The organism is Pseudomonas trutticola BRTCR10 (assembly GCF_056155105.1).
In genome coordinates, this window is the sequence record NZ_CM149552.1 from 4,628,140 (window position 1) to 4,649,020 (window position 20,881).

24 protein-coding genes are annotated in these 20,881 nt (G+C 59.7%); 11 read left to right on the forward strand and 13 right to left on the reverse strand.

Annotated features, from left to right (window positions below; all coding sequences use genetic code 11):
* Positions 1–69 precede the first annotated feature (69 nt).
* Positions 70–1,209, reverse strand: a complete 1,140-nt coding sequence (gene earP / locus ACVVH8_RS20980; protein ID WP_475226150.1) for an elongation factor P maturation arginine rhamnosyltransferase EarP — start codon at positions 1,207–1,209, stop codon at positions 70–72.
* A 124-nt stretch (positions 1,210–1,333) separates the two neighbouring features.
* Between earP and ACVVH8_RS20985 the strand changes: the two genes are divergently transcribed.
* Together ACVVH8_RS20985 and ACVVH8_RS20990 are read left to right on the forward strand one after the other, a co-directional pair.
* Positions 1,334–1,741 (forward strand): hypothetical protein, encoded by a 408-nt coding sequence (locus ACVVH8_RS20985; protein ID WP_475226153.1) that lies wholly within the window; start codon positions 1,334–1,336, stop codon positions 1,739–1,741.
* A 2-nt stretch (positions 1,742–1,743) separates the two neighbouring features.
* A complete protein-coding gene (locus ACVVH8_RS20990; protein ID WP_475226156.1) occupies positions 1,744–2,226 on the forward strand; it encodes a GreA/GreB family elongation factor in 483 nt (160 codons plus the stop codon).
* A 9-nt stretch (positions 2,227–2,235) separates the two neighbouring features.
* Here ACVVH8_RS20990 and cysB read toward each other — a convergent pair whose 3' ends face one another.
* From cysB to ACVVH8_RS21015, 5 genes are all read right to left on the reverse strand, one after another.
* A complete protein-coding gene (gene cysB / locus ACVVH8_RS20995; protein WP_007908591.1) occupies positions 2,236–3,210 on the reverse strand; it encodes an HTH-type transcriptional regulator CysB in 975 nt (324 codons plus the stop codon).
* A gap of 113 nt (positions 3,211–3,323) precedes the next feature.
* On the reverse strand, positions 3,324–3,827 hold the full coding sequence (locus tag ACVVH8_RS21000; RefSeq protein ID WP_103304737.1) for a universal stress protein: 504 nt from the start codon (positions 3,825–3,827) through the stop codon (positions 3,324–3,326).
* Between the two features lie 98 nt (positions 3,828–3,925).
* Positions 3,926–4,831: a 5'-nucleotidase gene (locus ACVVH8_RS21005; protein ID WP_201237345.1), complete on the reverse strand. Its 906-nt coding sequence runs from the start codon at positions 4,829–4,831 to the stop codon at positions 3,926–3,928.
* A 30-nt stretch (positions 4,832–4,861) separates the two neighbouring features.
* The gene (locus tag ACVVH8_RS21010) at positions 4,862–5,815 is read right to left on the reverse strand and encodes a putative 2-dehydropantoate 2-reductase (RefSeq protein ID WP_475226158.1); all 954 of its coding nucleotides are present in this window, start codon (positions 5,813–5,815) and stop codon (positions 4,862–4,864) included.
* Positions 5,816–6,202 carry a thioredoxin family protein gene (locus tag ACVVH8_RS21015; protein ID WP_103304734.1) on the reverse strand — a complete coding sequence of 129 codons (387 nt, stop codon included), beginning with the start codon at positions 6,200–6,202 and terminating at the stop codon, positions 5,816–5,818. It lies immediately after the preceding gene.
* Between ACVVH8_RS21015 and ACVVH8_RS21020 the strand changes: the two genes are divergently transcribed.
* Together ACVVH8_RS21020 and ACVVH8_RS21025 are read left to right on the forward strand one after the other, a co-directional pair.
* Positions 6,201–6,644, forward strand: a complete 444-nt coding sequence (locus tag ACVVH8_RS21020) for a PilZ domain-containing protein (RefSeq protein WP_103304733.1) — start codon at positions 6,201–6,203, stop codon at positions 6,642–6,644. The two genes, ACVVH8_RS21015 and ACVVH8_RS21020, sit on opposite strands and share 2 nt — an antisense overlap.
* A gap of 130 nt (positions 6,645–6,774) precedes the next feature.
* A complete protein-coding gene (locus tag ACVVH8_RS21025; protein ID WP_103304732.1) occupies positions 6,775–7,851 on the forward strand; it encodes a 3-deoxy-7-phosphoheptulonate synthase in 1,077 nt (358 codons plus the stop codon).
* A gap of 60 nt (positions 7,852–7,911) precedes the next feature.
* On the opposite strand, the gene ACVVH8_RS21030 is transcribed toward ACVVH8_RS21025, so the two are convergent.
* A complete protein-coding gene (locus tag ACVVH8_RS21030) occupies positions 7,912–8,193 on the reverse strand; it encodes a GNAT family N-acetyltransferase (RefSeq protein ID WP_025113131.1) in 282 nt (93 codons plus the stop codon).
* Between the two features lie 637 nt (positions 8,194–8,830).
* Between ACVVH8_RS21030 and oprI the strand changes: the two genes are divergently transcribed.
* Positions 8,831–9,082: an outer membrane lipoprotei OprI gene (oprI, locus tag ACVVH8_RS21035; protein WP_003199355.1), complete on the forward strand. Its 252-nt coding sequence runs from the start codon at positions 8,831–8,833 to the stop codon at positions 9,080–9,082.
* A 122-nt stretch (positions 9,083–9,204) separates the two neighbouring features.
* Here the strand turns inward: oprI and ACVVH8_RS21040 are convergent, their stop codons facing one another.
* The 3 genes from ACVVH8_RS21040 to ACVVH8_RS21050 form a co-directional block, all read right to left on the reverse strand.
* Entirely contained in the window at positions 9,205–10,176 is a 972-nt protein-coding gene (locus ACVVH8_RS21040; RefSeq protein ID WP_103304731.1) for a L,D-transpeptidase family protein, read from the reverse strand.
* Between the two features lie 150 nt (positions 10,177–10,326).
* Positions 10,327–10,620, reverse strand: coding sequence for a hypothetical protein (locus ACVVH8_RS21045; protein WP_007908575.1), 294 nt, complete (start codon positions 10,618–10,620; stop codon positions 10,327–10,329).
* 57 nt (positions 10,621–10,677) lie between these two features.
* Entirely contained in the window at positions 10,678–11,283 is a 606-nt protein-coding gene (locus ACVVH8_RS21050) for an arylesterase (RefSeq protein ID WP_177431411.1), read from the reverse strand.
* 10 nt (positions 11,284–11,293) lie between these two features.
* Between ACVVH8_RS21050 and ACVVH8_RS21055 the strand changes: the two genes are divergently transcribed.
* The 3 genes from ACVVH8_RS21055 to greB are packed head-to-tail and all read left to right on the forward strand — an operon-like array spanning position 11,294 to position 15,013.
* On the forward strand, positions 11,294–11,977 hold the full coding sequence (locus ACVVH8_RS21055; RefSeq protein ID WP_475226161.1) for an ABC transporter ATP-binding protein: 684 nt from the start codon (positions 11,294–11,296) through the stop codon (positions 11,975–11,977).
* Positions 11,977–14,481: an ABC transporter permease gene (locus ACVVH8_RS21060; protein ID WP_475226163.1), complete on the forward strand. Its 2,505-nt coding sequence runs from the start codon at positions 11,977–11,979 to the stop codon at positions 14,479–14,481. The genes ACVVH8_RS21055 and ACVVH8_RS21060 overlap by 1 nt, the downstream gene beginning before the upstream one ends.
* Positions 14,482–14,515: 34 nt before the next feature.
* Complete coding sequence (greB, locus tag ACVVH8_RS21065; RefSeq protein ID WP_008079921.1) at positions 14,516–15,013, forward strand: transcription elongation factor GreB; 498 nt, start codon at positions 14,516–14,518, stop codon at positions 15,011–15,013.
* Positions 15,014–15,019: 6 nt separating this feature from the next.
* On the opposite strand, the gene ACVVH8_RS21070 is transcribed toward greB, so the two are convergent.
* The 3 genes from ACVVH8_RS21070 to ACVVH8_RS21080 all read right to left on the reverse strand — a co-directional run bounded on the left by ACVVH8_RS21070 (position 15,020) and on the right by ACVVH8_RS21080 (position 17,546).
* Positions 15,020–15,328: a hypothetical protein gene (locus ACVVH8_RS21070; protein WP_103304724.1), complete on the reverse strand. Its 309-nt coding sequence runs from the start codon at positions 15,326–15,328 to the stop codon at positions 15,020–15,022.
* Between the two features lie 249 nt (positions 15,329–15,577).
* Positions 15,578–16,012, reverse strand: coding sequence for a DoxX family protein (locus tag ACVVH8_RS21075; RefSeq protein WP_103304723.1), 435 nt, complete (start codon positions 16,010–16,012; stop codon positions 15,578–15,580).
* A gap of 112 nt (positions 16,013–16,124) precedes the next feature.
* A complete protein-coding gene (locus ACVVH8_RS21080; RefSeq protein WP_103304722.1) occupies positions 16,125–17,546 on the reverse strand; it encodes an MltF family protein in 1,422 nt (473 codons plus the stop codon).
* Between the two features lie 236 nt (positions 17,547–17,782).
* On the opposite strand from ACVVH8_RS21080, the gene ACVVH8_RS21085 reads away from it, so the two are divergent.
* The 3 genes from ACVVH8_RS21085 to ACVVH8_RS21095 all read left to right on the forward strand — a co-directional run bounded on the left by ACVVH8_RS21085 (position 17,783) and on the right by ACVVH8_RS21095 (position 20,880).
* Positions 17,783–18,589 (forward strand): TatD family hydrolase, encoded by an 807-nt coding sequence (locus ACVVH8_RS21085; protein WP_475226165.1) that lies wholly within the window; start codon positions 17,783–17,785, stop codon positions 18,587–18,589.
* Between the two features lie 214 nt (positions 18,590–18,803).
* Positions 18,804–20,285 (forward strand): methyl-accepting chemotaxis protein, encoded by a 1,482-nt coding sequence (locus tag ACVVH8_RS21090; protein ID WP_475226168.1) that lies wholly within the window; start codon positions 18,804–18,806, stop codon positions 20,283–20,285.
* Between the two features lie 229 nt (positions 20,286–20,514).
* Positions 20,515–20,880: a DUF962 domain-containing protein gene (locus ACVVH8_RS21095; protein WP_475226170.1), complete on the forward strand. Its 366-nt coding sequence runs from the start codon at positions 20,515–20,517 to the stop codon at positions 20,878–20,880.
* Position 20,881: the final 1 nt, after the last annotated feature.

Sequence of the window (20,881 nt, forward strand, 5' to 3'; positions counted from 1 at the left end):
AACAGTGTTGTGTCTCGCTTGGCGCTCATTGAGGATTCCACCATGTATCCATTGGGTTTCCTCACTGCCTCACCAATTTAGGTAAAACTGTACCAGCGCCGTGGCAAGATCCGCCTGCAAGCCTTGTTCCAGACACCATGCTTCGGCATTTTCCTTTAGTTCTGGCCAATGTTTACGGGCCTCGAGCCAATGTCCGCCGATCGGCTGACCAGCGCTCCACGCCTGCCATAGACCGTTCATCGCCTGAGCCGCTGCTGGCGAAAGACCTTTCGAATACAACGCGAGGAAGGCATCGAGCTTGTCCAGATGGATGTCTTCGTCCTGCTGGTAGATGTGCCAGAGCATCGGTCGCCCCGCCCACTGCGCCCGGACGAACGAGTCTTCGCCGCGCACCGCATTGAAATCGCAGCACCAGAGCAGATGATCGTATTGATCCTGACGGACGAACGGCAGCACCTGCACGGTCAGCGCCTGACGCACATGTATTGCCCCGACGCTGAGAGTCTCGACCCCGAGCCAACACGCGACGTCACCGAGAATCCGCCCTTCCGGCACCAGCAAGTGAGTCGGTGTCGCGTCGGCTGCGAGTACATCCAGCCAGCTGGCCAGCCCGGCATTCTCGTAGGCAAACAGCGAAATCAGCTGAGCGCCCGCCGCGCGCTCGATCCCCAAACCTTGCAGGAATTGTCGCTGAGCTTGGGGATCCTGCTGAAATTGCCGACGCTGCTCGAGTAATCCTCGCTCACGCAGCAGTCCGCCCGTGCCCGGCTGAAATCCCGGAAAGAAGAAGAACTTCTGCACTGACTTGTATTTCACCGACGGCAATCCGTGGCAGCCAATCACCCACTCCTCGGCGCTGAGATAGTCGAGGTTCATCCACAGAGGCGGCTTTTCGCGCTCGGCCATGGCGTCCATGTAATCGCCGGGCAACTGACAGGCGAACGCGGCGATCACCACATCAGCGGCTTCTGTCTGCGGCCACTCGCTTGGCCAGTGCCGCGCCTCCACGCCCTGCTGCCATTGTTGTGTGGCGGTGCTGTCGATCTCTGGACAGATGCGTTCGAACGCACGCAGATCATCGACCCACAGTCGCACCGCCAGTGAATGCTCCGCCACCAATTGCCGGGCCAGGCGCCAGGTCACGCCGATATCGCCATAGTTATCGACGACAGTGCAAAAAATATCCCAGCGGGTTTTCAGTTTCGACATTCAAGACTCCCGTTGGCAAAAGCACCGATTGTCCGCATAAATGACCCCGTGCAGAAGAGCCGACGCCGATTAATCTTCGTGCGACAATCGCGACTTGCCCGCAACCATCCGCCAGGAGGCAGCCATGCCCTATCGTCCCAATCCGCGTCGTCCCTTGCCTGTTCAACTCAGCGCGCTGCATTTGACCGGCAGCATTGCCTTGGGCATGTGGCTGGGCTTTCTGGCGATCGCGCTGACCTGCTGGCTGCTCTCGCGCTTTTTGTTCAACGAGCAACTGGCGCCGGTGGCCCAGACCGTGCAGCATCTGGCCAACCCGCCGGCGGCCCAACCGGTGCCGAATATTCCGCCGCAGAGCCCGTTGTTCGATCAATACGAGGAAAACCTGCGCAAGAACGAGCAACAGAATCGGCTCGATCAGGCGCGCAGCAGCAGCCGTAATCAGGCGAATCCGAAATGCCAGTTCTGGCTGCAACAGGACCAGAATGCGCCCAGCGAAAAGAGCCGCGCCAACGTTTTGCAATTCTGCGACTGATCATGAACAAACCCACGGTCCACCAATTGATTCTCGACAAACTGCGCATCGACCTCGATATCGCCGAACGCGCCGCGCAGACCGCTTACGAAACCGCGACCCACGAAGAGAACATCGCCGAAAACAAGTACGACACCTTGGGACTTGAGGCGTCTTATCTGGCGGCCGGGCAAGCAAAACGCGTCGATGAAATTCGTCAGTCACTGGCGCTGTGCCAGGCGCTGACGCTGCGCGCCTACGACGAGAACCGAGGCATAGAAATCGGCGCCCTGCTCGGTCTGGAAGACGAAAAGGGTCGCGAGCAATGGCTGTTTCTGGCGCCGGATGCGGCGGGACTGAAAGTCGACGTGGTCGGTCAGCCGATTACCGTCATCACCCCGCGCTCGCCGCTGGGCAAAAGCCTGCTGGGCAAGTTCGAGGGGGACGAGGTGGAGATTCTGGTGGCAGGCACCCGGCAACAATTTGCTGTCACCGAGGTGCTTTGACGCGGGGACTTAGTGGACAGGCAGCTCGACGCCGTCGAACAGCTCTTCCAGCTCTTGCTTGTTGTGACACTGAATGGCTTTGGCCATCACTTCGCGGGTCAGGTGCGGGGCAAACTTCTCGATGAAGTCGCACATGAAACCACGCAGGAACGTACCGCGACGGAAACCGATCTTGGTGATGCTCGATTCGAAGAGCTCGCTGGCATCCAGCACCACCAGATCGTTGTCGAGTTTGGTATCGACGGCCATTTTGGCGACGATGCCCACACCCAGACCCAGACGCACGTAGGTTTTGATCACATCGGCGTCAGCAGCGGTGAAAACCACTTTCGGCGTCAGGCCACGATGGCTGAACGCTTCGTCGAGTTTCGAACGACCGGTGAAGCCGAACACGTACGTCACGATCGGATATTCGGCGAGCGCTTCGAGGGTCAGCTTAGGCAGCTTGGTCAGCGGGTGCCCCTGCGGCACGACCACACAGCGGTTCCAGCGATAGCATGGCATCATCACCAGGTCGCCGAACAACTCCAGCGCTTCGGTGGCGATGGCGAAATCGACGGTGCCGTCAGCGGCCATCTCGGCGATCTGCATCGGCGAACCCTGGTGCATGTGCAGTGCCACGTCCGGATATTGCTTGATGAAATTGCTGATCACTGGCGGCAGCGCATAACGTGCCTGGGTGTGAGTGGTGGCGATCGACAGGGTGCCTTTCTTCTCGTTGGAGAATTCCTGGGCAATCTGCTTGATGCTTTCGACCTTGCGCAGAATCTCACCGGCAGTGGTGATGATGCGCTCGCCCGCCGGGGTGACGCGGGTCAGGTGCTTGCCGCTGCGGGCGAACACTTCAACGCCGAGTTCATCTTCCAGCAGGCGGATTTGTTTACTGATACCCGGTTGCGAGGTGTAAAGGCTTTGGGCTGTAGCGGAAACGTTGAGGTCGTGGTGCGCCACTTCCCAGATGTAGCGCAATTGTTGAAGCTTCATATGTATCCCTCAAAGCAGGTAGACGCCACGGGCATCAGCGACGGTATATAACTATATTAATGGTTTGAATAATAAATCTAGAACTTTTTTATCAAAGTGCCATTAATCCTGACTCAGCGATCCTCCCGCCGCCGACGCTCCACCAGTGGCACCAGATAAACCGGGACCTTGGCCAACTGCAGGACCCGCGCCGCCGTACGGCCCAACGGCGTTTCCGCGCCCACCCCGTGGCTGTGACTTCCTACGATCAGCAAATCGACAGAGAGTTTCTGCACCTGGTCAAGAATCACCTGCGACGGATCGCCCTGCACCACGCGTACCGCGCGAATGCGCTGCAGATCCTGCTCGCCCTCGTCCCCCAGTTCTTCGCGAAAGCTCTCCAGTACCCGCTGTTCGATGTTGGCGATGACTGTTTTCAGACCCTGACTGTGAAATTCGTTCAATGCCTGCTCGTCGAGATAACTCTGCAACACCGACTCGGCAAACAATCCCATCGGCTCCACCGCGTGCACCACATACAAGTCGGCATTGAACGTTCGCGCCAAAGCCAGGGCATGCTGCATCACTAACGGTGCGTACAGACCGAGGTCAGTGGCATACAGCATCGAACGAATCATATGACCTCCTCGCAAGCCAACATGGCGGAGATTTGATTCAGCTTAGCAGTGCCTTGACGAGTACGACGTGCGACGCAACGTCTTGAAGCACAGGGGCTTTAGATCGACGGTTCGTTGCTGATGCCGTGGGGCACGTGGCCGGTGGCGACCACTTCGCGGGCAAGTTCGCAGTGGCCGGCCTGATCGTCGAAGAACACGTCGGCGGCAAACGCTTCGAGAAACGCCGATTTGGTCAGGCCACCGAGGAACAGTGATTCGTCGAGGCGAATGTCCCATTCCCGCAGCGTACGGATCACTCGCTCATGCGCCGGCGCCGAACGTGCGGTGACCAGTGCCGTGCGGATCGGGCAGTCGTCGTCGGGGAACTCGCGTTGCAACAGATTGAGCGCCGCCAAAAAGCCCTTGAACGGCCCACCGCGCAATGGCTCGCGTGCGGCCTCACGCTCCTTGGCCTGAAACGCTTCGAGTCCGCCGGACTGATAGATCCGTTCCGATTCGTCGGAAAAAATCACCGCGTCGCCGTCGAAGGCGATGCGCAACTCATCGCTGGCCGCTCGGCTGGCGCCCCCGGACAGAATCGTCGCAGCGGCAAAACCTGCATCCAGCGCTGCGCGTACATCCTCGGCGTGGGTCGAAAGAAACAGGTCGCAGCCAAAGGCTTTGAGATACGGATAAGGACTGCGCCCGCCCACAAACGCTGCGCGGGAAATCGCCAGGCCGTAGTGATGAATCGAGTTGAACACGCGCAACCCGGTGTCGGCGCTGTTGCGCGACACCAGAATCACCTCGACCCGGGCGCGGCCGAGGCGACTGTTCAGGCTCAGGAGTTTTTCCACCAGGGGGAAGGCATCGCCGGGCGCGAGGATCTCGTCTTCGTGCTCGATCTGATATTGCCGATAGGCTTCGACGCCGCTCGACAGGTAGACCTTGTGGCTCTCGCTCAGGTCGAACAAAGCGCGCGACGAGATCGCCAGCACCAGTTTGTCATCAATGTTTTTCGCCATGTTTTCCCCCAGCACCCGCAAAAAAACGACTCAAGTGTTGCGTCGATCAATAAAGCTCAATGTTCGATACAGCGCCTCGATTCGCGGCAGTTCACACCCCGCCGCTTTGGCGGCCGCCAGTGGTCGGGCGTAGATTGCCTCCAGCTCCAGCGGTCGTTTATGCAAAAAGTCGTGATGCATGCTCGGCCAGTAATCGGCCATTTTCTCGGTCATCGTAAACAGGAAATCGGCATACCCGGCTGGCACTTCCACACCGCACGCCTTGGCGCCCTGCACCACTTCGGCCATCAACGCCTGAATCAATGCGCGGCTGTCGGCATCGGCCATCAGCGGCGTAGTGCTGGCGCCGAGCAATACCGAAAGACCGTTATAGGGGATGTTCCAGATCAGTTTCTGCCAGCGTGCCTGATGCAGATTGGGCATCGCCTGGGAATCGATGCCGGCGGCGTGGAACAGTTCCGAACCTTCCTCGATAAGCGCCATACGCGCAATGTCATCAGCCGCCGGGCCACTGTGGTAGCCGACGTTCACCGCGCCAAGTGCTTGGTGGGTCACCTGCCCGGGGCCCTCGCGATGCACGCAGATCAGGCACAGACCACCGAGCAGATGCAGCGACTCAGGCAGCCGTTCACGCAGGCTGTCCTCGACGTCGAGGCCGTTTTGCAGCACCAGCACTTTCGCATCGGGTTTTGCCGCTTGAATGATCGACGGCGCAAGGCTGGCATTGCTGGTGGTCTTGGCGCCCACCAGCAGCCAGTCGCACTTGGGCATGTCTTCAGCCGAAGAGTAGGCCTGCACCGGGTTGAGCGTCAGCAGACCATGCACCGCGCTATCCACCTGCAGGCCGTGCTCGGCCACCGCGGAAAACTCGCTGCGCAGCAGAAAATGCACATCGAAACCGGCACGCGCCAGCATCAGGCCGTAAAACCCGCCGATGGCACCGGTGCCGATAATCCCCACGACCGGTTTGTTGATTGTCCCCATTTATGGCAACTCCTCTGCAATTCGACTCAGTGCCTGCGCCAGCGCTGCGTTCAGCGCATCGGCCGTCAGGCGCGTGTGCAATGCCCCAAAGAACTCGCCGTCGCGCACGACAAACAGCGCCGGCAAATGAAAGACCTGATACCGCTCCACCAACCCGCCGTTGTTGCCAGCGTCGATCCAGCAAAGGCGATCAATCGCCAGCGCCATATCCGGCAACACTTCGCGGGCATAACGGCAACTGGCGCAGCCGACGCTGGTGAAAATCACCAGCGAAACGCCGCTCATCGCCAAAAGCCGTTGGTCGGCGTCGAAATCGGTCAGTTCGGATTCGACCACTATACTGGGGGAAACAATGTCAAATGGCCGACACAGGGAGTCTGTGCTCATGGGACGTTTCATTCCTCATCCGGACGAGGTGCCGGTTGAATTAACCTTGCTCACGCCTGAGTGCATCTCCAGGCAACAGCTGCACACTATCAGCCTCGGCGGCATCGCTTGCAATTACCACCGTGCCTGGCGCCATGGCACGGCCCTGCAAGTGCGCATGCCGACGCTCAATGCCGACATCTGTTATCCGGGCTATGTGGCGTGGTGTCTGCGTCGTAAAAAAGGTTATCTGGTGGGGATCGCGTTCACCGACGAACAAACGCTGTTCAGCGCGCGAATGGGTGAGCAGGTGTGTCAGATCGAACGCTACTGCCGCATGAACGATGCCCACGATGACCTGCAGGATATCCAGGCGCTGGCCCTGCAATGGGTCGAACAACATGCCGATGAGTTCTCCCACGACAGCGTTCGCAAGGCTTTTGCCCAGCCAGTGCTGGATTAAAGCGGCGTTTGCCCATTGTCGAGCAGGCGCGTAACGCGCTAAGGTTCCGCTCCCCGACGCGCTTAAATCTGCTGTGCTCCGCCGCGCGGGGATCGCTGGCGGCCGGCACCCGTGACCTGACGAGTAAACGATGGCTGATTTACCGATCAACGACCTAAACGTCGCCTCTAACGAGACCCTGATCACTCCCGATCAGCTCAAGCGTGATATCCCTCTGAGCGGTGCTGCCTTGCGCACCGTCACCAAGGGCCGTGAAGTCATTCGCAACATTCTTGATGGCACTGACCACCGTCTGTTCGTCGTGATCGGCCCGTGCTCGATCCACGACATCAAGGCTGCCCACGAATACGCCGACCGTTTGAAGGTGCTGGCTGCGGAAGTCTCCGATACCTTGTATCTGGTCATGCGCGTGTATTTCGAAAAGCCACGCACCACGGTCGGCTGGAAAGGCCTGATCAACGATCCGTATCTGGACGACTCGTTCAAGATTCAGGACGGTCTGCACATCGGTCGCCAGTTGCTGCTGGATCTGGCCGAAAAAGGCCTGCCAACCGCCACTGAAGCCCTCGACCCGATCTCCCCGCAATACCTGCAGGACCTGATCAGCTGGTCGGCCATCGGCGCACGTACCACCGAATCCCAGACTCACCGCGAAATGGCTTCCGGCCTGTCCTCGGCGGTAGGCTTCAAGAACGGCACCGACGGCGGCCTGACCGTGGCGATCAACGCCTTGCAGTCGGTTTCCAGCCCGCACCGTTTCCTCGGTATCAACCAGGAAGGTGGCGTGTCGATCGTCACTACCAAAGGCAACGCCTACGGTCATGTGGTGCTGCGCGGTGGTAATGGCAAGCCGAACTATGATTCGGTCAGCGTTGCCCTGTGCGAGCAGGCGCTGAACAAAGCGAAGATCAAGCCGAACATCATGGTCGATTGCAGCCACGCCAACTCCAACAAGGACCCGGCCCTGCAACCGCTGGTGATGGAAAACGTTGCCAACCAGATCCTCGAAGGCAACCAGTCGATCATCGGCCTGATGGTCGAGAGTCATCTGAACTGGGGCTGCCAGGCGATTCCGAAAGATCTCGCCGACCTGCAATACGGCGTGTCGATCACCGATGCGTGCATCGACTGGTCCGCCACCGAGAACACCCTGCGCAGCATGCACGCCAAGCTCAAGGATGTTCTGCCGAAACGCCAGCGCAGCTGATACGCGTTTTACAGGCATAAAAAAACGCCGGGCAATGCCCGGCGTTTTTGTGTGTGCGATTCAGATTTTCGCGGCGCGCTTCTGATGGCGTTCCATGTAGCGCTCGACGTAGGAGCACGACGGGATCACCGTGTAGCCCATTTCTTCGGCGTATTGCAGCGCGCTTTCAGTCAGCGCCGCGGCGATGCCACGGCCACGCAGGGCGTTGGGCACGAAGGTGCGATAGATATCCAGGGTCTGTTTCCCCAGATCCATATAGGTCAGGTAGGCACGATGACCGTCCACATTGGTCTCGAACTGATGACCAGCCTGGTCATGGTGGATGGACAACGCCTCGCTCATCACTACTCCTCGCGGGTCTTGAATTCTGACCCCTACCTTACCGATGTTTTTCCGGCGAAGGAACATCTACGCCACCCCGTGCCTGATGGACACCGAGAAGAGCCACACCGATCTCGCGCAACCTGGCACCTGATAAATAGTAGGCACCATTGGCAAAAATGCTCAAGGTACGCTCGTCATCAAGCGAGTTGACGGGGGTTGCTCCGATGGACGCAGGGTGGGCCTGGGAAAAGATCTTCCCGGGCTGCTCACCTGAACATTGCCGGATGTTGAGACTTAAGACGTGCGGCCTTTTTTAAAGTCACCTCAACATGCAGAAAGATACGCGAAGCAGTGCGCAAAATCGGAACAAAAGTATGGACGTATTCATCTAGACAGACTTTAGCCAAGACTGCAAAAACAGCACGGAGCAACGGGAACTTTTTCTCATTAACTCGCTCATCTCGGGGCTTGCAGCTGGATATTTTTTAAACAACGCAGTTAAAAGTTGCTCGAAAAAGAATCAACGCCTACAATTTTTTTTGCTTCTTGCCTTACGTCAGTTTACTTACTACAAGTAATGGGTAGTATGTACGCCGGCTATTTCCTCAATCGGAGGAGACAGCCACTTAATTGAAAGTCCTTGAAGGGGAACACGATGAACAACGTTCTGAAATTCTCTGCTCTGGCTCTGGCCGCAGTTCTGGCTACCGGTTGCAGCAGCGCATCGAAAGAAACCGAAGCACGTCTGACCGCTACTGAAGACGCAGCTGCTCGCTCCCAGGCTCGTGCAGACGAAGCTTACCGTAAAGCTGATGAAGCTCTGGCTGCTGCTCAAAAAGCACAACAGACTGCTGACGAAGCTAACGAGCGTGCTCTGCGCATGCTGGACAAAGCTAGCCGCAAGTAATAATCCCTCGGGATTGTTATCAAGCCGACCCATTTTTTGGGTCGGCTTTTTTATGCGCGATGCTTTTGTCCGGGCATTAAAAAACCCGCCGATGCTGACACCGGCGGGTTTTGTTTCTCAGCTTACTGCTGCAGGTCGATCGGTGCGCTCGAGACAATCGGCGCCGAGGTGCCCGGCGTGCCGATTTCCGTTGGCAGGCCATCCTCGGCCGCAACCACGTCACGCACCACGTCCCAGTTCATGCGCAGGTTGTTGGTGATGTCCTCACGCTTGAGCATCGCGTTGATCACCGCGGTGTGCTTGTCGACTACCGAAGGGTTGCCCTTGTCGTCGATCGGCGTGTGCGCTTCCAGATAGACCTTGCCGCCACTGCGCCCGAACTTGTAAGCATCGTTGAGGATGCGCACCGAGGTACCGACCGGGACCATGCCGGCCATCTCCAGCACGTTGTTGTTGAACATGCGGAAGCAGCCGTGGCTGGTGCGCATGCCGATGCCGAACTTCTTGTTCGAACCGTGGATCAGGTAGCCCGGCGTGCCGAGGGTGAACTTGAACGGCCCCAGCGGATTGTCGGGACCGGCCGGCACCACGTTCGGCAGCGGATCACCGTCGGCGGCGTGTTCAGCCTTGATCGAGGCTGGCGGAGTCCAGGTCGGGTTCGGTGTCTTGGCAGTGATCGAGGTGTGCGCAATCGGCGAACCCCACCCTTCACGGCCGATACCCAGGGGGAAGGTGTACACCACGTTCCGGCCTTTCGGGAAATAGTAGAGGCGGTATTCGGCAAGGTTGATCACGATGCCTTCGCGCGGGCCCGGCGGCAGAATGAAGCGCGTCGGCAGAACGATTTCGGTGCCGGCACCGGGCAACCAGGCATCGACGCCCGGGTTGGCCGCGACCATTTCCGAATAGCCCAGATCGTACTTTGTGCCCAGGTCGGCGAAGGTGTCTTCGTACTTGGCTTTGATCACCTGCACCTGGCCGATGATGTCTTCACCGGGTGGTGGCAGGGGAAACTCCAATGCAGCAACGGGACCGGCCACACACAGGGCGGCAAGTGACAGGCAGCGGGTGACGGCAGGAAAGCGCGGCAACATCCGGAAAATCCTTCGCATGATCAACAAGGGTATAAGAGCGCGATTGTACACCGCACTTTGAATATTCGGGGAGACACGCCGATGGGCAGCCAGAACTCTTCATGCAGGAGCTACCGCAGGCTCGGGCCGCGATCGGACGATCTTTTGATCTTAAAGCTCGAATCGCAACTCAGGCCAGATCGGCGACGTGCCGCGCTTCTGCGACTCCAGAATCGCCCGGCACAGCGAGCATAGGCGCTGATCCTGAAACACCCGGCGATCCACGCTCGACCAGCGCGGCTGCGCCGGCAGCAGACTGCCGCAGAGGGTGCGATCGGCCGAGCCGCCGAGTTCGAGTTGACGGGTCACCAGATGCACCCGCACTTCCTGGCAGGCGAACAGATCCAGCTGCTCGTCAGGCTCGATCAGTTGGTAGGCAAACAGGGACCAGGCAGAACGCGACATCGGGGGCTCCAAATAAGGGGGCGCCACATTAGCCGAAAGCCTGCCCTTAGAAAAGCCTCATAACAGCGGTTTTAGCGTCGGCCAGACATTTTCCAGCAACTTGCCCTGAGCCCCGGCCGCCGGGTGCAGACCATCGGCCTGCATCAAGTCCGGATGACCGCCCACGCCGTCGAGGAAAAACGGCACCAGCGGGATCTTTTTGTCGTTGGCGAGTTTGCCGTAGACCTCGGCGAAGGCGTCGGTGTAGCGCTTGCCATAGTTGGGCGGCAATTGCATGCCGAGCAACAGTACCTTGGCGCCGCTCTGGCGGGAGCTGTCGATCATCGCCGCAAGGTTTTGTTGCAATTGAATGGGCGGCATTCCGCGCAGGCCATCGTTGCCGCCCAATTCGAGGATCACCAGTTCCGGCTTATGCTCTGCAAGCAGCGCCGGCAGCCGCGCCTGGCCCCCGGCACTGGTGTCGCCACTGATGGAGGCATTGACCACTTTGTCGTCAAAACCCTCCTTCTTGAGCCGTTGTTCGAGCAACGACACCCATCCCAAGCGGGTATCCAGTCCGAAACCGGCGCTGATACTATCGCCAACGATCAGGACAGTACCCGCCGCTGCGTTCTGGGCCATGCACGTCAAGGCCAGGCCAGCACTCAAAAACCACACACGCATCGGATTCTCCATGGGCGCAAGCATTCTCACCGCGAAGAACCTCAGCAAAGTGGTTCCCAGCGCGGAAGGTGAACTGACTATCCTGCACCAACTCAGCCTGGAACTGAACAAGGGCGACAGCCTGGCCATCGTCGGCGCGTCCGGTTCCGGCAAATCCACCCTCCTCGGCCTGCTCGCCGGCCTCGACCTGCCCAGCAGCGGCGAAGTCACCCTCGCTGGCCAGAGCCTGAGCAACCTCGATGAAGATCAGCGCGCACGTATCCGTGCCGAGCATGTCGGTTTTGTCTTTCAGTCGTTCCAGTTGCTCGACAGTCTTAACGCTTTGGAAAACGTCATGCTGCCGCTGGAACTCGATGGCCGCAAAGACGCCCGCGAGCGTGCCACCGAATTGCTCCAGCGCGTCGGCCTTGGCCAGCGCCTGACGCATTCGCCGCGCCAGCTCTCCGGCGGCGAGCAGCAACGTGTGGCGATTGCCCGTGCGTTTGCCGCCGAGCCTGACGTGCTGTTCGCCGACGAGCCCACCGGCAATCTCGACAGCCATACCGGCGAGCGCATCAGCGACTTGCTGTTCGAGTTGAACAAGGAACGCGGCACCACCCTGGTGCTGGTGACCCACGACGAACGCCTGGCCCATCGCTGCCGGTGCCTGATCCGTCTTGAAGCCGGGCTGTTGGTTGCCCCTCTGGAGCCTTGATGGCACGTTTGCCGCTGTTGCGTCTGTTCAGCCTCGCCATTCGCCAACTGCTGCGCGACGCCCGCGCCGGGGAATTGCGGGTGTTGTTCTTCGCGTTGGTCGTGGCGGTGGCGGCGAGCACTGCCATCGGTTACTTCGGCGCCCGCCTCAACGGCGCGATGATGCTGCGCGCAACCGAGTTTCTCGGCGCCGATCTGGTGCTGGAAGGCAGCTCGCCGGCCCGTGACGAGCAGATCAGGAGTGGCACCGAGCTGCGCCTGAAGCATGCGCAAGTGGTGGAATTCTCCAGCGTCATCGCCACCGACAATGGCATTCAGTTGTCGAGCATCAAAGCCGTCGACCGTGCCTATCCATTGCGCGGCGAACTTAAAAGTGCGCCAGCGCCCTTTGCCGCAGAACAATCCGGCGGTGAACCACAACCCGGCGAAGCCTGGGTCGAAGCACGCCTGCTGACAGCGCTGGATCTGAAGATCGGCGACAGCATCGATGTCGGCATGAAGACGTTGAAACTGACTCGCGTGCTGACTTATGAACCGGATCGCGCCGGCAACTTCTATAGCCTGACACCTCGGGTGATGATCAATCTCGATGACCTTGCCGCCACTGGCGTGGTGCAGCCCGGCAGCCGCGTGAGTTTTCGCGAACTGTGGCGTGGCGAACCACAGGCGCTGGAAACCTATCGGCAATTGATCAAACCGGGCCTGGCGGCGAACCAGCGAATTCAGGATGCCCGCGACGGCAATCGGCAGATTGGCGGCGCGTTGGGCAAGGCTGAGCGCTACCTGAACATGGCCAGTCTGGTCGCGGTTCTGTTGGCCGGTGTGGCCGTGGCGTTGTCGGCGAATCGTTTTGCCAGTCGGCGTTTCGACGCCAGTGCCTTGTTGCGTTGCCTTGGTTTGTCACGCCGGGAAACCATGCTGCTGTTCAGTGTGCAACTGACCGTGCTGGGGCTGTTCGCCGCACTCAGTGGCGCGTTGCTCGGCTGGCTGGCACAACTGGGATTGTTCGCGCTGCTGCATGATCTGCTGCCCAGCGATGTTCCACCGGGTGGTGTGTTTCCGGCGATTGCCGGGATCGGCACCGGGCTGGTGGCCCTGGCAGGTTTCGCCCTGCCGCCGCTCGCCGCGCTGGGTCGGGTACCGCCGTTGCGCGTATTGCGTCGGGACATGCTACCGATTCCATCGAGCACCTGGATGGTTTACGGCGCCGCATTGGGCGCGCTCGGTCTGATCATGTGGCGCTTGAGTCTTGATCTGCTGCTGACGTTTGCCCTGCTCGGTGGCGGTGTTGTCGCCGCGGTCATCCTCGGCGGACTGCTGCTGTTGCTGCTGAACAGCTTGCGCCGCCTGTTGGCCCGCGCTTCGCTGCCATGGCGTCTGGGTCTTGGCCAACTGTTGCGCCATCCATTGGCGGCCGCCGGGCAATCGTTGGCGTTTGGTCTGATTCTATTGTCGATGGCGTTGATCGCCCTGCTGCGCGGCGAATTGCTCGACACCTGGCAAAACCAGTTGCCGAAAAACGCGCCGAACTACTTCGCCCTGAACATCCTGCCGGCGGACAAACAGGCGTTCACCGATCATCTGATCAAGGTATCGGCGCAAGCAGCGCCGCTGTACCCGGTGGTTCCAGGGCGACTGATCAGCATCAACGGCGAACCGGTGCAGCAAATCGTCAGCAAGGATTCGGCGGGCGACCGTGCGGTACAGCGCGACTTGAGTCTGACCTGGGCGGCGGATTTGCCGGCGGGCAACAAGCTCACTGCCGGCCAATGGTGGCAAGATCAGCCAACCGACGATGTGCCGGGCGTTTCGGTGGAAGGCAAAGTAGCGGAAAGCCTCAAGCTCAAGCTCGGCGATCACATGGTGTTCAGTGTTGGCGGCGTCAATCGTGAAGCAAAGGTCACCAGCCTGCGCGAGATCAACTGGGACAACTTCCAGCCGAACTTCTTCATGATCTTCCAGCCCGGCACCTTGAAGGATCTGCCGGCAACCTACCTGACCAGTTTCTATCTGGCGCCCGGTCATGATCAGCAGATTGTCGAGCTGTCGCGGGCCTTCCCGGCGGTGACCATTCTTCAGGTCGAGGCGCTGCTCGAACAGCTGCGCAGCATCCTCGCTCAGGTCACTCTGGCGGTGGAATATGTATTGTTGTTTGTCTTGGCGGCCGGCATGGCGGTGCTGTTTTCCGGCTTGCAGGCAACGTTGGATGAACGCATTCGCCAGGGCGCGCTGTTGCGGGCACTCGGCGCCGAGCGCAAGTTGCTGATCAAGGCCCGACGCATCGAGTTCGGCCTGCTCGGCGCGGTCAGCGGTTTGCTTGCGGCCATCGGTTCGGAAGTCGTGAGTCTGGTGCTGTATCGCTACGCGTTCGACCTGCCGTGGCACCCGCATCCGTGGCTGCTGGTGCTGCCGCTGATTGGCGCGGCGCTGATTGGCGGTGCCGGGGTGTTCGGCACGCGTCGGGCACTCAACGCAAGTCCGCTGACAGTGTTGCGCGAGGGTTGATAGACTCCAGCCGTCTTAATCACAAGAAGTTGCCATGAGCCGTTATCGCCCTCCCCGCACCGCCGGCACCGCGCTGATCACCCCTGAAGGTGAAGCGCGGATGCGTGCTGAATTCCATGAGTTGTGGCATGTGCGCCGCCCGCAGGTGACGCAATCGGTCAGCGAGGCGGCGGCGCAGGGCGATCGCTCGGAAAACGCCGAATACACCTACGGGAAGAAGATGCTGCGCGAGATCGACAGTCGCGTGCGCTTTCTGACCAAACGCCTGGAAGCATTGAAAGTCGTCAGTGAAAAACCCAGCGATCCGAACAAGGTCTACTTCGGCGCCTGGGTGACCATCGAAGACGAGGACGGCAAGCAATCGCGCTACCGCATCGTCGGCCCGGATGAACTGGATCTGAAACTGGGCCTGATCAGCATCGACTCGCCATTGGCCCGCGCCTTGATCGGCAAGGCGCTGGATGCGGAAGTGCGGGTGCAGACGCCGACGGGCGAGCAATTCGTCTATATCGTGGCGATCGAATACCTGTAAGGCGTATCAGCGGCGAGTGATCAGGCCCTGTCGTGCAACGCGGGTCAGTTGCTTGATCATCTCCGGCGCATCTTGCGCACACGGCGCCTGAATCACCGCCAGATCAAAACTGTCACTGGCAAAGCGCGCCAGCGACTCGCCGTCTTCAACAAACTGGATCAGGAACGCGGCAGGACCACCACTGCGACGTGGCCAGCCATCGAGATAACGCAACAGCGTCGGCTGATGTTTACCGCCAAGGAGGATTTTCGGGTTGCGCTGGGTGATGTGTGCCGTGATCGGCGCGGGACGTGCTGGAGGGCGTAGTGCATTCATCGTGTCGTGTCTCTGCCTCAAAAGTCTGCATGGCAGGTGAGAGGCAACACCGAACCAGCGCTTTAGCGGTATTTCGAAGCCCTGTTCCGGCTTCTGACGGCAACTGTTGAAGTCACCTGGCGCCCCGCAAGTAGCTGTTTAAATCGGCGCATGGGCAACATCCTAGAGAACGTGACCGATCAGTGTCAAGAATCAGCCGCAACAAAAAAGGCCCGCACAATGCGGGCCTTTTGGCTTGACCTAGAGCGCTCAACCGGCGATGGCGCGATCCACCGAAAGCTTGCCGGCACCTTCGATCAGTACGGCGAGGCTGCCACCGAGCAGGGCCAGTGCGAACTCGTAGCCGTTGTTGGCCATGAACAAGCCGTTGCTGATGTGCACGGTGAAGATTGCCACCAGCGACAGGAAGGTCAGACCCAGCGCGGCCGGACGCACCAGCAGGCCGATGATCAATGCCAGGCCAGCGAAGAATTCAGTGCCGCCAGCCAGCGTAGCCATCACGTAGCCCGGGTGCAGGCCAATGCTGTCCATGTACTGCGCGGTGCCCGCCAGACCGTAACCACCGAACAGACCGAAAAGCTTCTGCGAACCGTGGGCGGCGAAGATCACGCCGACAGCAATGCGCAGAATGGTCAGACCGTAACCAGCGCGGGTGAACAGTACTTTGTTGATCAGAGAGCTCATGGGGCGTTCCTTGTTTTTGCGAGAAGTTGTGTGTGTTGGTTGGCCGCTATATTAATCAGTTAATTTCATGTTAAAAGCGCAAATATTCCGCCATAACAATCAAATTATTCGATCATTTTCGTGAGACGACTTTCTGCGCCCCGGGCTCCAACGACTCCCGCTCCCGGTCGAACGCCAAGTAATACTTGTTCACGCTATTAACATAGCTGACGGGCCCCATTCCCACCTGCTCCATGGCGATGCGCTCGACCTGGAAGAACCACTGGTTGGGATTCAACCCACGCCGGCGGGCCTCGGCACGCATGCCCTGCACTCGCTCGGGGCCGATGTTGTAGGCCGCCAGCGTGAACGCCATGCGCTCGCGCTCATTGAGTTTTGGGCTGTTGAAGAATTTGCGACGGATCATTGCCAGGTACTTGGCTCCGGCCTGCACGTTTGCATCGAGATTCTGAATATTGTTGACGCCGACCCGTTGCGCGGCGGACGGGGTGATCTGCATCAGGCCGGTCGGGCCACTGCCGCTGCGGGCATTGGGTTGCAGCGCCGATTCCTTGAACGCCAGTGCTGCCAGATTCAGCCAATCCATGCGCTGTGCTTCGGCATGCTTTTGCAGGGTTGGCCGCAGTTTTTCCAGACGCTGGCGATCAGCCTTGGCCAATGGATAGTGAACTTGATAGAGACGGCGATAGATGCGCAGGAACGCCGCGTCTTCGTTCGCCGGTTTCTTGTAACCGGTGAGGAAGCGATCAATGCTCGCGCGCAGCATCGAAGCATCCCGGCGCACGAACCAGTATTCCTCGCCCGGTTCGCTGATCATCACCTGTCGATCAAATCGCAGTTTTGGCAGGATCTTGCCCCAGCGCTCGGCAATCGGTTGCTCGACGATAGTCAGGTGAAAGATTCCGCCCTGGACCATTTCCAGCACGTCTTCGACCGCCAGTGTCGGGTCGACCCATTCGATCTTGATCGGCGCCAGTTTGTGCAAGGCCAGTTTCTGATTGAGCTGGCTGACCGCTTCGCCCGCCGCACTGCCGGTGGGCAACGCGAGGGTTTTACCGGACAGTTGCTCGACCTTGGTGTAGCGCCGCTCGCCCTTGATGCCAACCAGCACCAGCGGCACGTTGCTGGCGATCGGCTCACTGCTGGCTACCGCGTGCCCCGGTTGCAGCTCAAGCAATTCACCCGGCGCGACCAGATCGCCTTCGCCGCGCTGCAATGCACCGAGCAATTGATCCTTGGCTTTGGGAATGATCTTGAGAGTGATTTCCTGACCGTCACGGGCATGACCGTTGAGGTATTGCTCGAAGGCGCGCAGGCGATGGTATTCGATACCGATGGACTGACCCTGGACTTCGCCGGAGCTGTTGCGGCTCTGGTTGACCAGCACCCGCAGCACGCGACTGCTGCGAATTTCCGCCAGATCGCGGACTTTCGCTGCCGGCACGGCTTGTAGCGGCCCGGGCAGGCGCGCAACCGCCGTCATCGGCAGTAGCAACGATCCACACAACAGCAACAAAACCGAGGGACGAACCATCCACTCTCCGAAAAGAATACGGGGCGATTTCACCGCTGAACGGTCGAAATCACCGACGAAAACAGAGCGCCATGAGCGCTGGCAAAGTGCGAGAGACTGGCACAGTAGTGGCAACTTTGCCAAACCGGGCTGCGTCGCGGCATCAAAAGACAGCTATAACTCGTTGTAGTTCTTGGCTTTTCTTATGAATCTACAGCTCTGGTATGCTTTCCGGCCTTCGGCCCGAGGTAGCAACCATGCAACTCATCGATATCGGCGTCAACCTGACCAACCCAAGTTTCGCCGACAAACACCAGGCCGTCCTCGACCGCGCCTATGCGGCCGGGGTCTGCCAATTGGTGCTGACCGGCACCAGCGTCGAGGGTAGCGAGCAAGCACTGGAGCTGTGCCAGCAACTGGATGACGGCGGGCAACGCCTGTTCGCCACCGCAGGGATTCATCCGCATTCGGCCAGTGACTGGAATGCTGACAGCGCCCGCCGTCTGCGCAGTTTGCTGAAGGAAACCAACGTGGTGGCGGTGGGTGAATGCGGACTGGATTTCAACCGTGATTTCTCGCCGCGCCCGCAGCAGGAAAAAGTCCTGGAAGAACATCTGGCGCTGGCCGTCGAACTGCAACTTCCAGTGTTCCTGCATGAACGTGACGCCAGTCAGCGCCTGCTGGAAATCTTGAAAGACTTCCGCGATCACCTTCCCGCCGCCGTGGTGCATTGCTTCACAGGCGAGCAAAAGGCGCTGTTCAGTTATCTCGACCTGGACCTGCACATCGGCATTACCGGCTGGATCTGCGACGAACGCCGGGGCACGCACTTGCATCCGCTGGTCAAAGAGATCAAACGCGGACGGCTGATGCTAGAGAGCGATGCGCCGTATCTGTTGCCGCGCACCTTGCGCCCGAAGCCGAAGAATGGTCGCAATGAACCGGCGTATCTGACCGAAGTGCTGCGCGAGGTGGCGTTGCATCGGGGTGAGACCGAGGAAGATCTGGCGGCGCATAGCACTGCGTGCGCCCGCGCATTCTTCAAGCTCCCCAGTCTCTCCTGACACACCAGAATTCCCCCTGCAGGAGTGAGCCTGCTCGCGATGGCGGCAGCTCATTCAACTTTGAGGCGACTGACACACCGCCATCGCGAGCAGGCTCACTCCTACAAAGGTGGGACCCCATCGTCTGTTGACCCATATCAAGATCTGCAGACCTGCGTAGCGGCACAATGCTGGCACCTTGCCAAAACTGTTTCCGCTATCAGAGAAGACCTCCATGGGTGCCTGGCTTAGCAATATCTCGCTGAAATACAAATTCTGGGCGGTCAACGCGGTCGCCTTCGTCACCACCCTGCTGCTGGTGTTGTACGCCGTGCAACTTGAACAGCAGGCCCGCAGCCACGCGGCGCGGGCGTCCGCTCAGGCTCAGGCGCAATTGCTAAAGGCCTGGCCAGTCGGCCAAGCCTTGCCCAAGGCCGATCAGGTGCTGACTTTCAAACGTGGAGAAGCGCCACGCCTCAACGATCAACCGCTGCTGGAGATCACCGACAACCACGGCTGGAACGAGATCAATCAGATGCCACTGTTCGGCGATAACCCGTTGATGGGCGCCGAAGTTTTCAGTCGCGCCGATGGTGAGCAAGTCGCGGTGATCGCCTATGGCCCAAGCCTGACGCAGGTATTCAGCGAACGTTTCGCCAATTACGCGGTGGCCGTGCTCATCCTGATGCTGGCGATGCTCGGCGCTTCGCAACTGTTGATCCGCTTCCTGCTCAGCCAGCTCAACACGTTGAAAGATGTGATGTTGCATGTCGAAAAAAGCGGTGACCTTTCCGCCCGGGTGCCGCTGGCCTGCAAAGACGAAGTCGGGCAGATGGCCAATGCCTTCAACGCGATGCAGGCTGGTTATCAACGCGTAGTCACCACTGTCGCCAACACCGCGCAGCAACTGGATGTCGGTGCCGCGCGCCTGGCATTAAGCATGAACGAAGTGCGTCACGGCATGCTCGGTCAGCAAAGCGAAACCGATCAGGCCGCCACGGCGATCAACGAGATGACCGCCACGGTTTATCACATTGCCCAACACGCCGGCGCCACCCGCGATCTGTCGCAGACCGCCGACGGTCTGGCGGGCAGTGGTCAGCAAGTGGTGGCCCGGGTGCAGCATTCGATTGCCGGGTTATCGAGCGGCGTGCAGCAGACCGCCGAGATGATCCAGCGTCTGGCCGAGGACAGCCAGAAGATCAACGGCGTGGTCAGCGTGATCCACAGCATCGCCGAACAGACCAATCTGCTCGCGCTCAACGCCGCCATTGAAGCGGCCCGGGCCGGCGAGATGGGCCGCGGTTTTGCGGTGGTTGCCGATGAAGTGCGCAACCTCGCCAAGCGCGTACAGACCTCCACCGATGAGATCACCACCATGGTTTCGGCGTTGCAGGCCGGCACGCGCGATGCGGTGGATTTCATGCAGGAGAGTTCGTACAAGGCTGACGACTGCGTGCAGCAGGCGCAAGAGGCTGGCGAAGCACTCGCGGAGATCACCGGAGCGGTGGCGCAGATGCGTGAGAGCAACACGCAAATTGCCGTGGCGGCGGAGCAGCAGAGTCAGGTGGCCGAAGAGATGAATCGCGCGGTGGTGAGCATTCGCGATGTGACCGAGAACACCGTGCAACAGACGGTGGATTCGGCGACGACCAGTAATGAGTTGGCGACGTTGGCCGGGGAATTGAGCAAGGCTATCGGGCAGTTGAAACTTTAAGGGCCCTATCGCGGGCAAGCCCGCTCCCACAGAATCACTGGTGTGCACGGAATCTGTGTTCGGTGGAGATCCCTGTGGGAGCAGGCTTGCCCGCGATGGTGTCAGCCAAACCAGCATCAAATATGACCATTGTCCCTATCACTGCAATAGCCAAGCTTGATTCGCCGCCCTCCCCGCCCCGGCCTATTCTTCAACCCATGTGTTCAACATGGATCGAGGAGTAGTCAACATGGGCAAACGTCACCCCAACCTTCCCGCGTGGCAATGGCGCGCTTACCCGGGCAATCATCAGCACCCGACCAATCTGGTGCTGCACCTGATTGCCGTGCCGTTGTTCATCGTTGCGTTTCTGCTGATCGTGTCCGGGGTGTTCAGCCTGAGTCTGGCCAGCGTGGCCATCGGCGTGATCGGTATCGTCGCGGCGCTGGGTTTGCAGCGTCACGGTCACAGCCTGGAGGCGCAAGCCTCCGAGCCGTTCAGTGATCGCAAAGATGCCGTGTCACGGTTGTTGGTTGAACAGTTTCTGACTTTTCCGCGCTTCTTTTTCAGTGGAGGCTGGTGGCGCGCCTGGCGTGAGCGCCACCGTCGGCATTGAG

Bases quoted from the DNA above. Each gene is read 5' to 3' on its own strand.
- earP (WP_475226150.1), bottom strand. From the start codon at position 1,209: ATGTCGAAACTGAAAACCCGCTGGGATATTTTTTGCACTGTCGTCGAT.
- ACVVH8_RS20985 (WP_475226153.1), top strand. From the start codon at position 1,334: ATGCCCTATCGTCCCAATCCGCGTCGTCCCTTGCCTGTTCAACTCAGC.
- ACVVH8_RS20990 (WP_475226156.1), top strand. From the start codon at position 1,744: ATGAACAAACCCACGGTCCACCAATTGATTCTCGACAAACTGCGCATC.
- cysB (WP_007908591.1), bottom strand. From the start codon at position 3,210: ATGAAGCTTCAACAATTGCGCTACATCTGGGAAGTGGCGCACCACGAC.
- ACVVH8_RS21000 (WP_103304737.1), bottom strand. From the start codon at position 3,827: ATGATTCGTTCGATGCTGTATGCCACTGACCTCGGTCTGTACGCACCG.
- ACVVH8_RS21005 (WP_201237345.1), bottom strand. From the start codon at position 4,831: ATGGCGAAAAACATTGATGACAAACTGGTGCTGGCGATCTCGTCGCGC.
- ACVVH8_RS21010 (WP_475226158.1), bottom strand. From the start codon at position 5,815: ATGGGGACAATCAACAAACCGGTCGTGGGGATTATCGGCACCGGTGCC.
- ACVVH8_RS21020 (WP_103304733.1), top strand. From the start codon at position 6,201: ATGGGACGTTTCATTCCTCATCCGGACGAGGTGCCGGTTGAATTAACC.
- ACVVH8_RS21015 (WP_103304734.1), bottom strand. From the start codon at position 6,202: ATGAGCACAGACTCCCTGTGTCGGCCATTTGACATTGTTTCCCCCAGT.
- ACVVH8_RS21025 (WP_103304732.1), top strand. From the start codon at position 6,775: ATGGCTGATTTACCGATCAACGACCTAAACGTCGCCTCTAACGAGACC.
- ACVVH8_RS21030 (WP_025113131.1), bottom strand. From the start codon at position 8,193: ATGAGCGAGGCGTTGTCCATCCACCATGACCAGGCTGGTCATCAGTTC.
- oprI (WP_003199355.1), top strand. From the start codon at position 8,831: ATGAACAACGTTCTGAAATTCTCTGCTCTGGCTCTGGCCGCAGTTCTG.
- ACVVH8_RS21040 (WP_103304731.1), bottom strand. From the start codon at position 10,176: ATGTTGCCGCGCTTTCCTGCCGTCACCCGCTGCCTGTCACTTGCCGCC.
- ACVVH8_RS21045 (WP_007908575.1), bottom strand. From the start codon at position 10,620: ATGTCGCGTTCTGCCTGGTCCCTGTTTGCCTACCAACTGATCGAGCCT.
- ACVVH8_RS21050 (WP_177431411.1), bottom strand. From the start codon at position 11,283: ATGCGTGTGTGGTTTTTGAGTGCTGGCCTGGCCTTGACGTGCATGGCC.
- ACVVH8_RS21055 (WP_475226161.1), top strand. From the start codon at position 11,294: ATGGGCGCAAGCATTCTCACCGCGAAGAACCTCAGCAAAGTGGTTCCC.
- ACVVH8_RS21060 (WP_475226163.1), top strand. From the start codon at position 11,977: ATGGCACGTTTGCCGCTGTTGCGTCTGTTCAGCCTCGCCATTCGCCAA.
- greB (WP_008079921.1), top strand. From the start codon at position 14,516: ATGAGCCGTTATCGCCCTCCCCGCACCGCCGGCACCGCGCTGATCACC.
- ACVVH8_RS21070 (WP_103304724.1), bottom strand. From the start codon at position 15,328: ATGAATGCACTACGCCCTCCAGCACGTCCCGCGCCGATCACGGCACAC.
- ACVVH8_RS21075 (WP_103304723.1), bottom strand. From the start codon at position 16,012: ATGAGCTCTCTGATCAACAAAGTACTGTTCACCCGCGCTGGTTACGGT.
- ACVVH8_RS21080 (WP_103304722.1), bottom strand. From the start codon at position 17,546: ATGGTTCGTCCCTCGGTTTTGTTGCTGTTGTGTGGATCGTTGCTACTG.
- ACVVH8_RS21085 (WP_475226165.1), top strand. From the start codon at position 17,783: ATGCAACTCATCGATATCGGCGTCAACCTGACCAACCCAAGTTTCGCC.
- ACVVH8_RS21090 (WP_475226168.1), top strand. From the start codon at position 18,804: ATGGGTGCCTGGCTTAGCAATATCTCGCTGAAATACAAATTCTGGGCG.
- ACVVH8_RS21095 (WP_475226170.1), top strand. From the start codon at position 20,515: ATGGGCAAACGTCACCCCAACCTTCCCGCGTGGCAATGGCGCGCTTAC.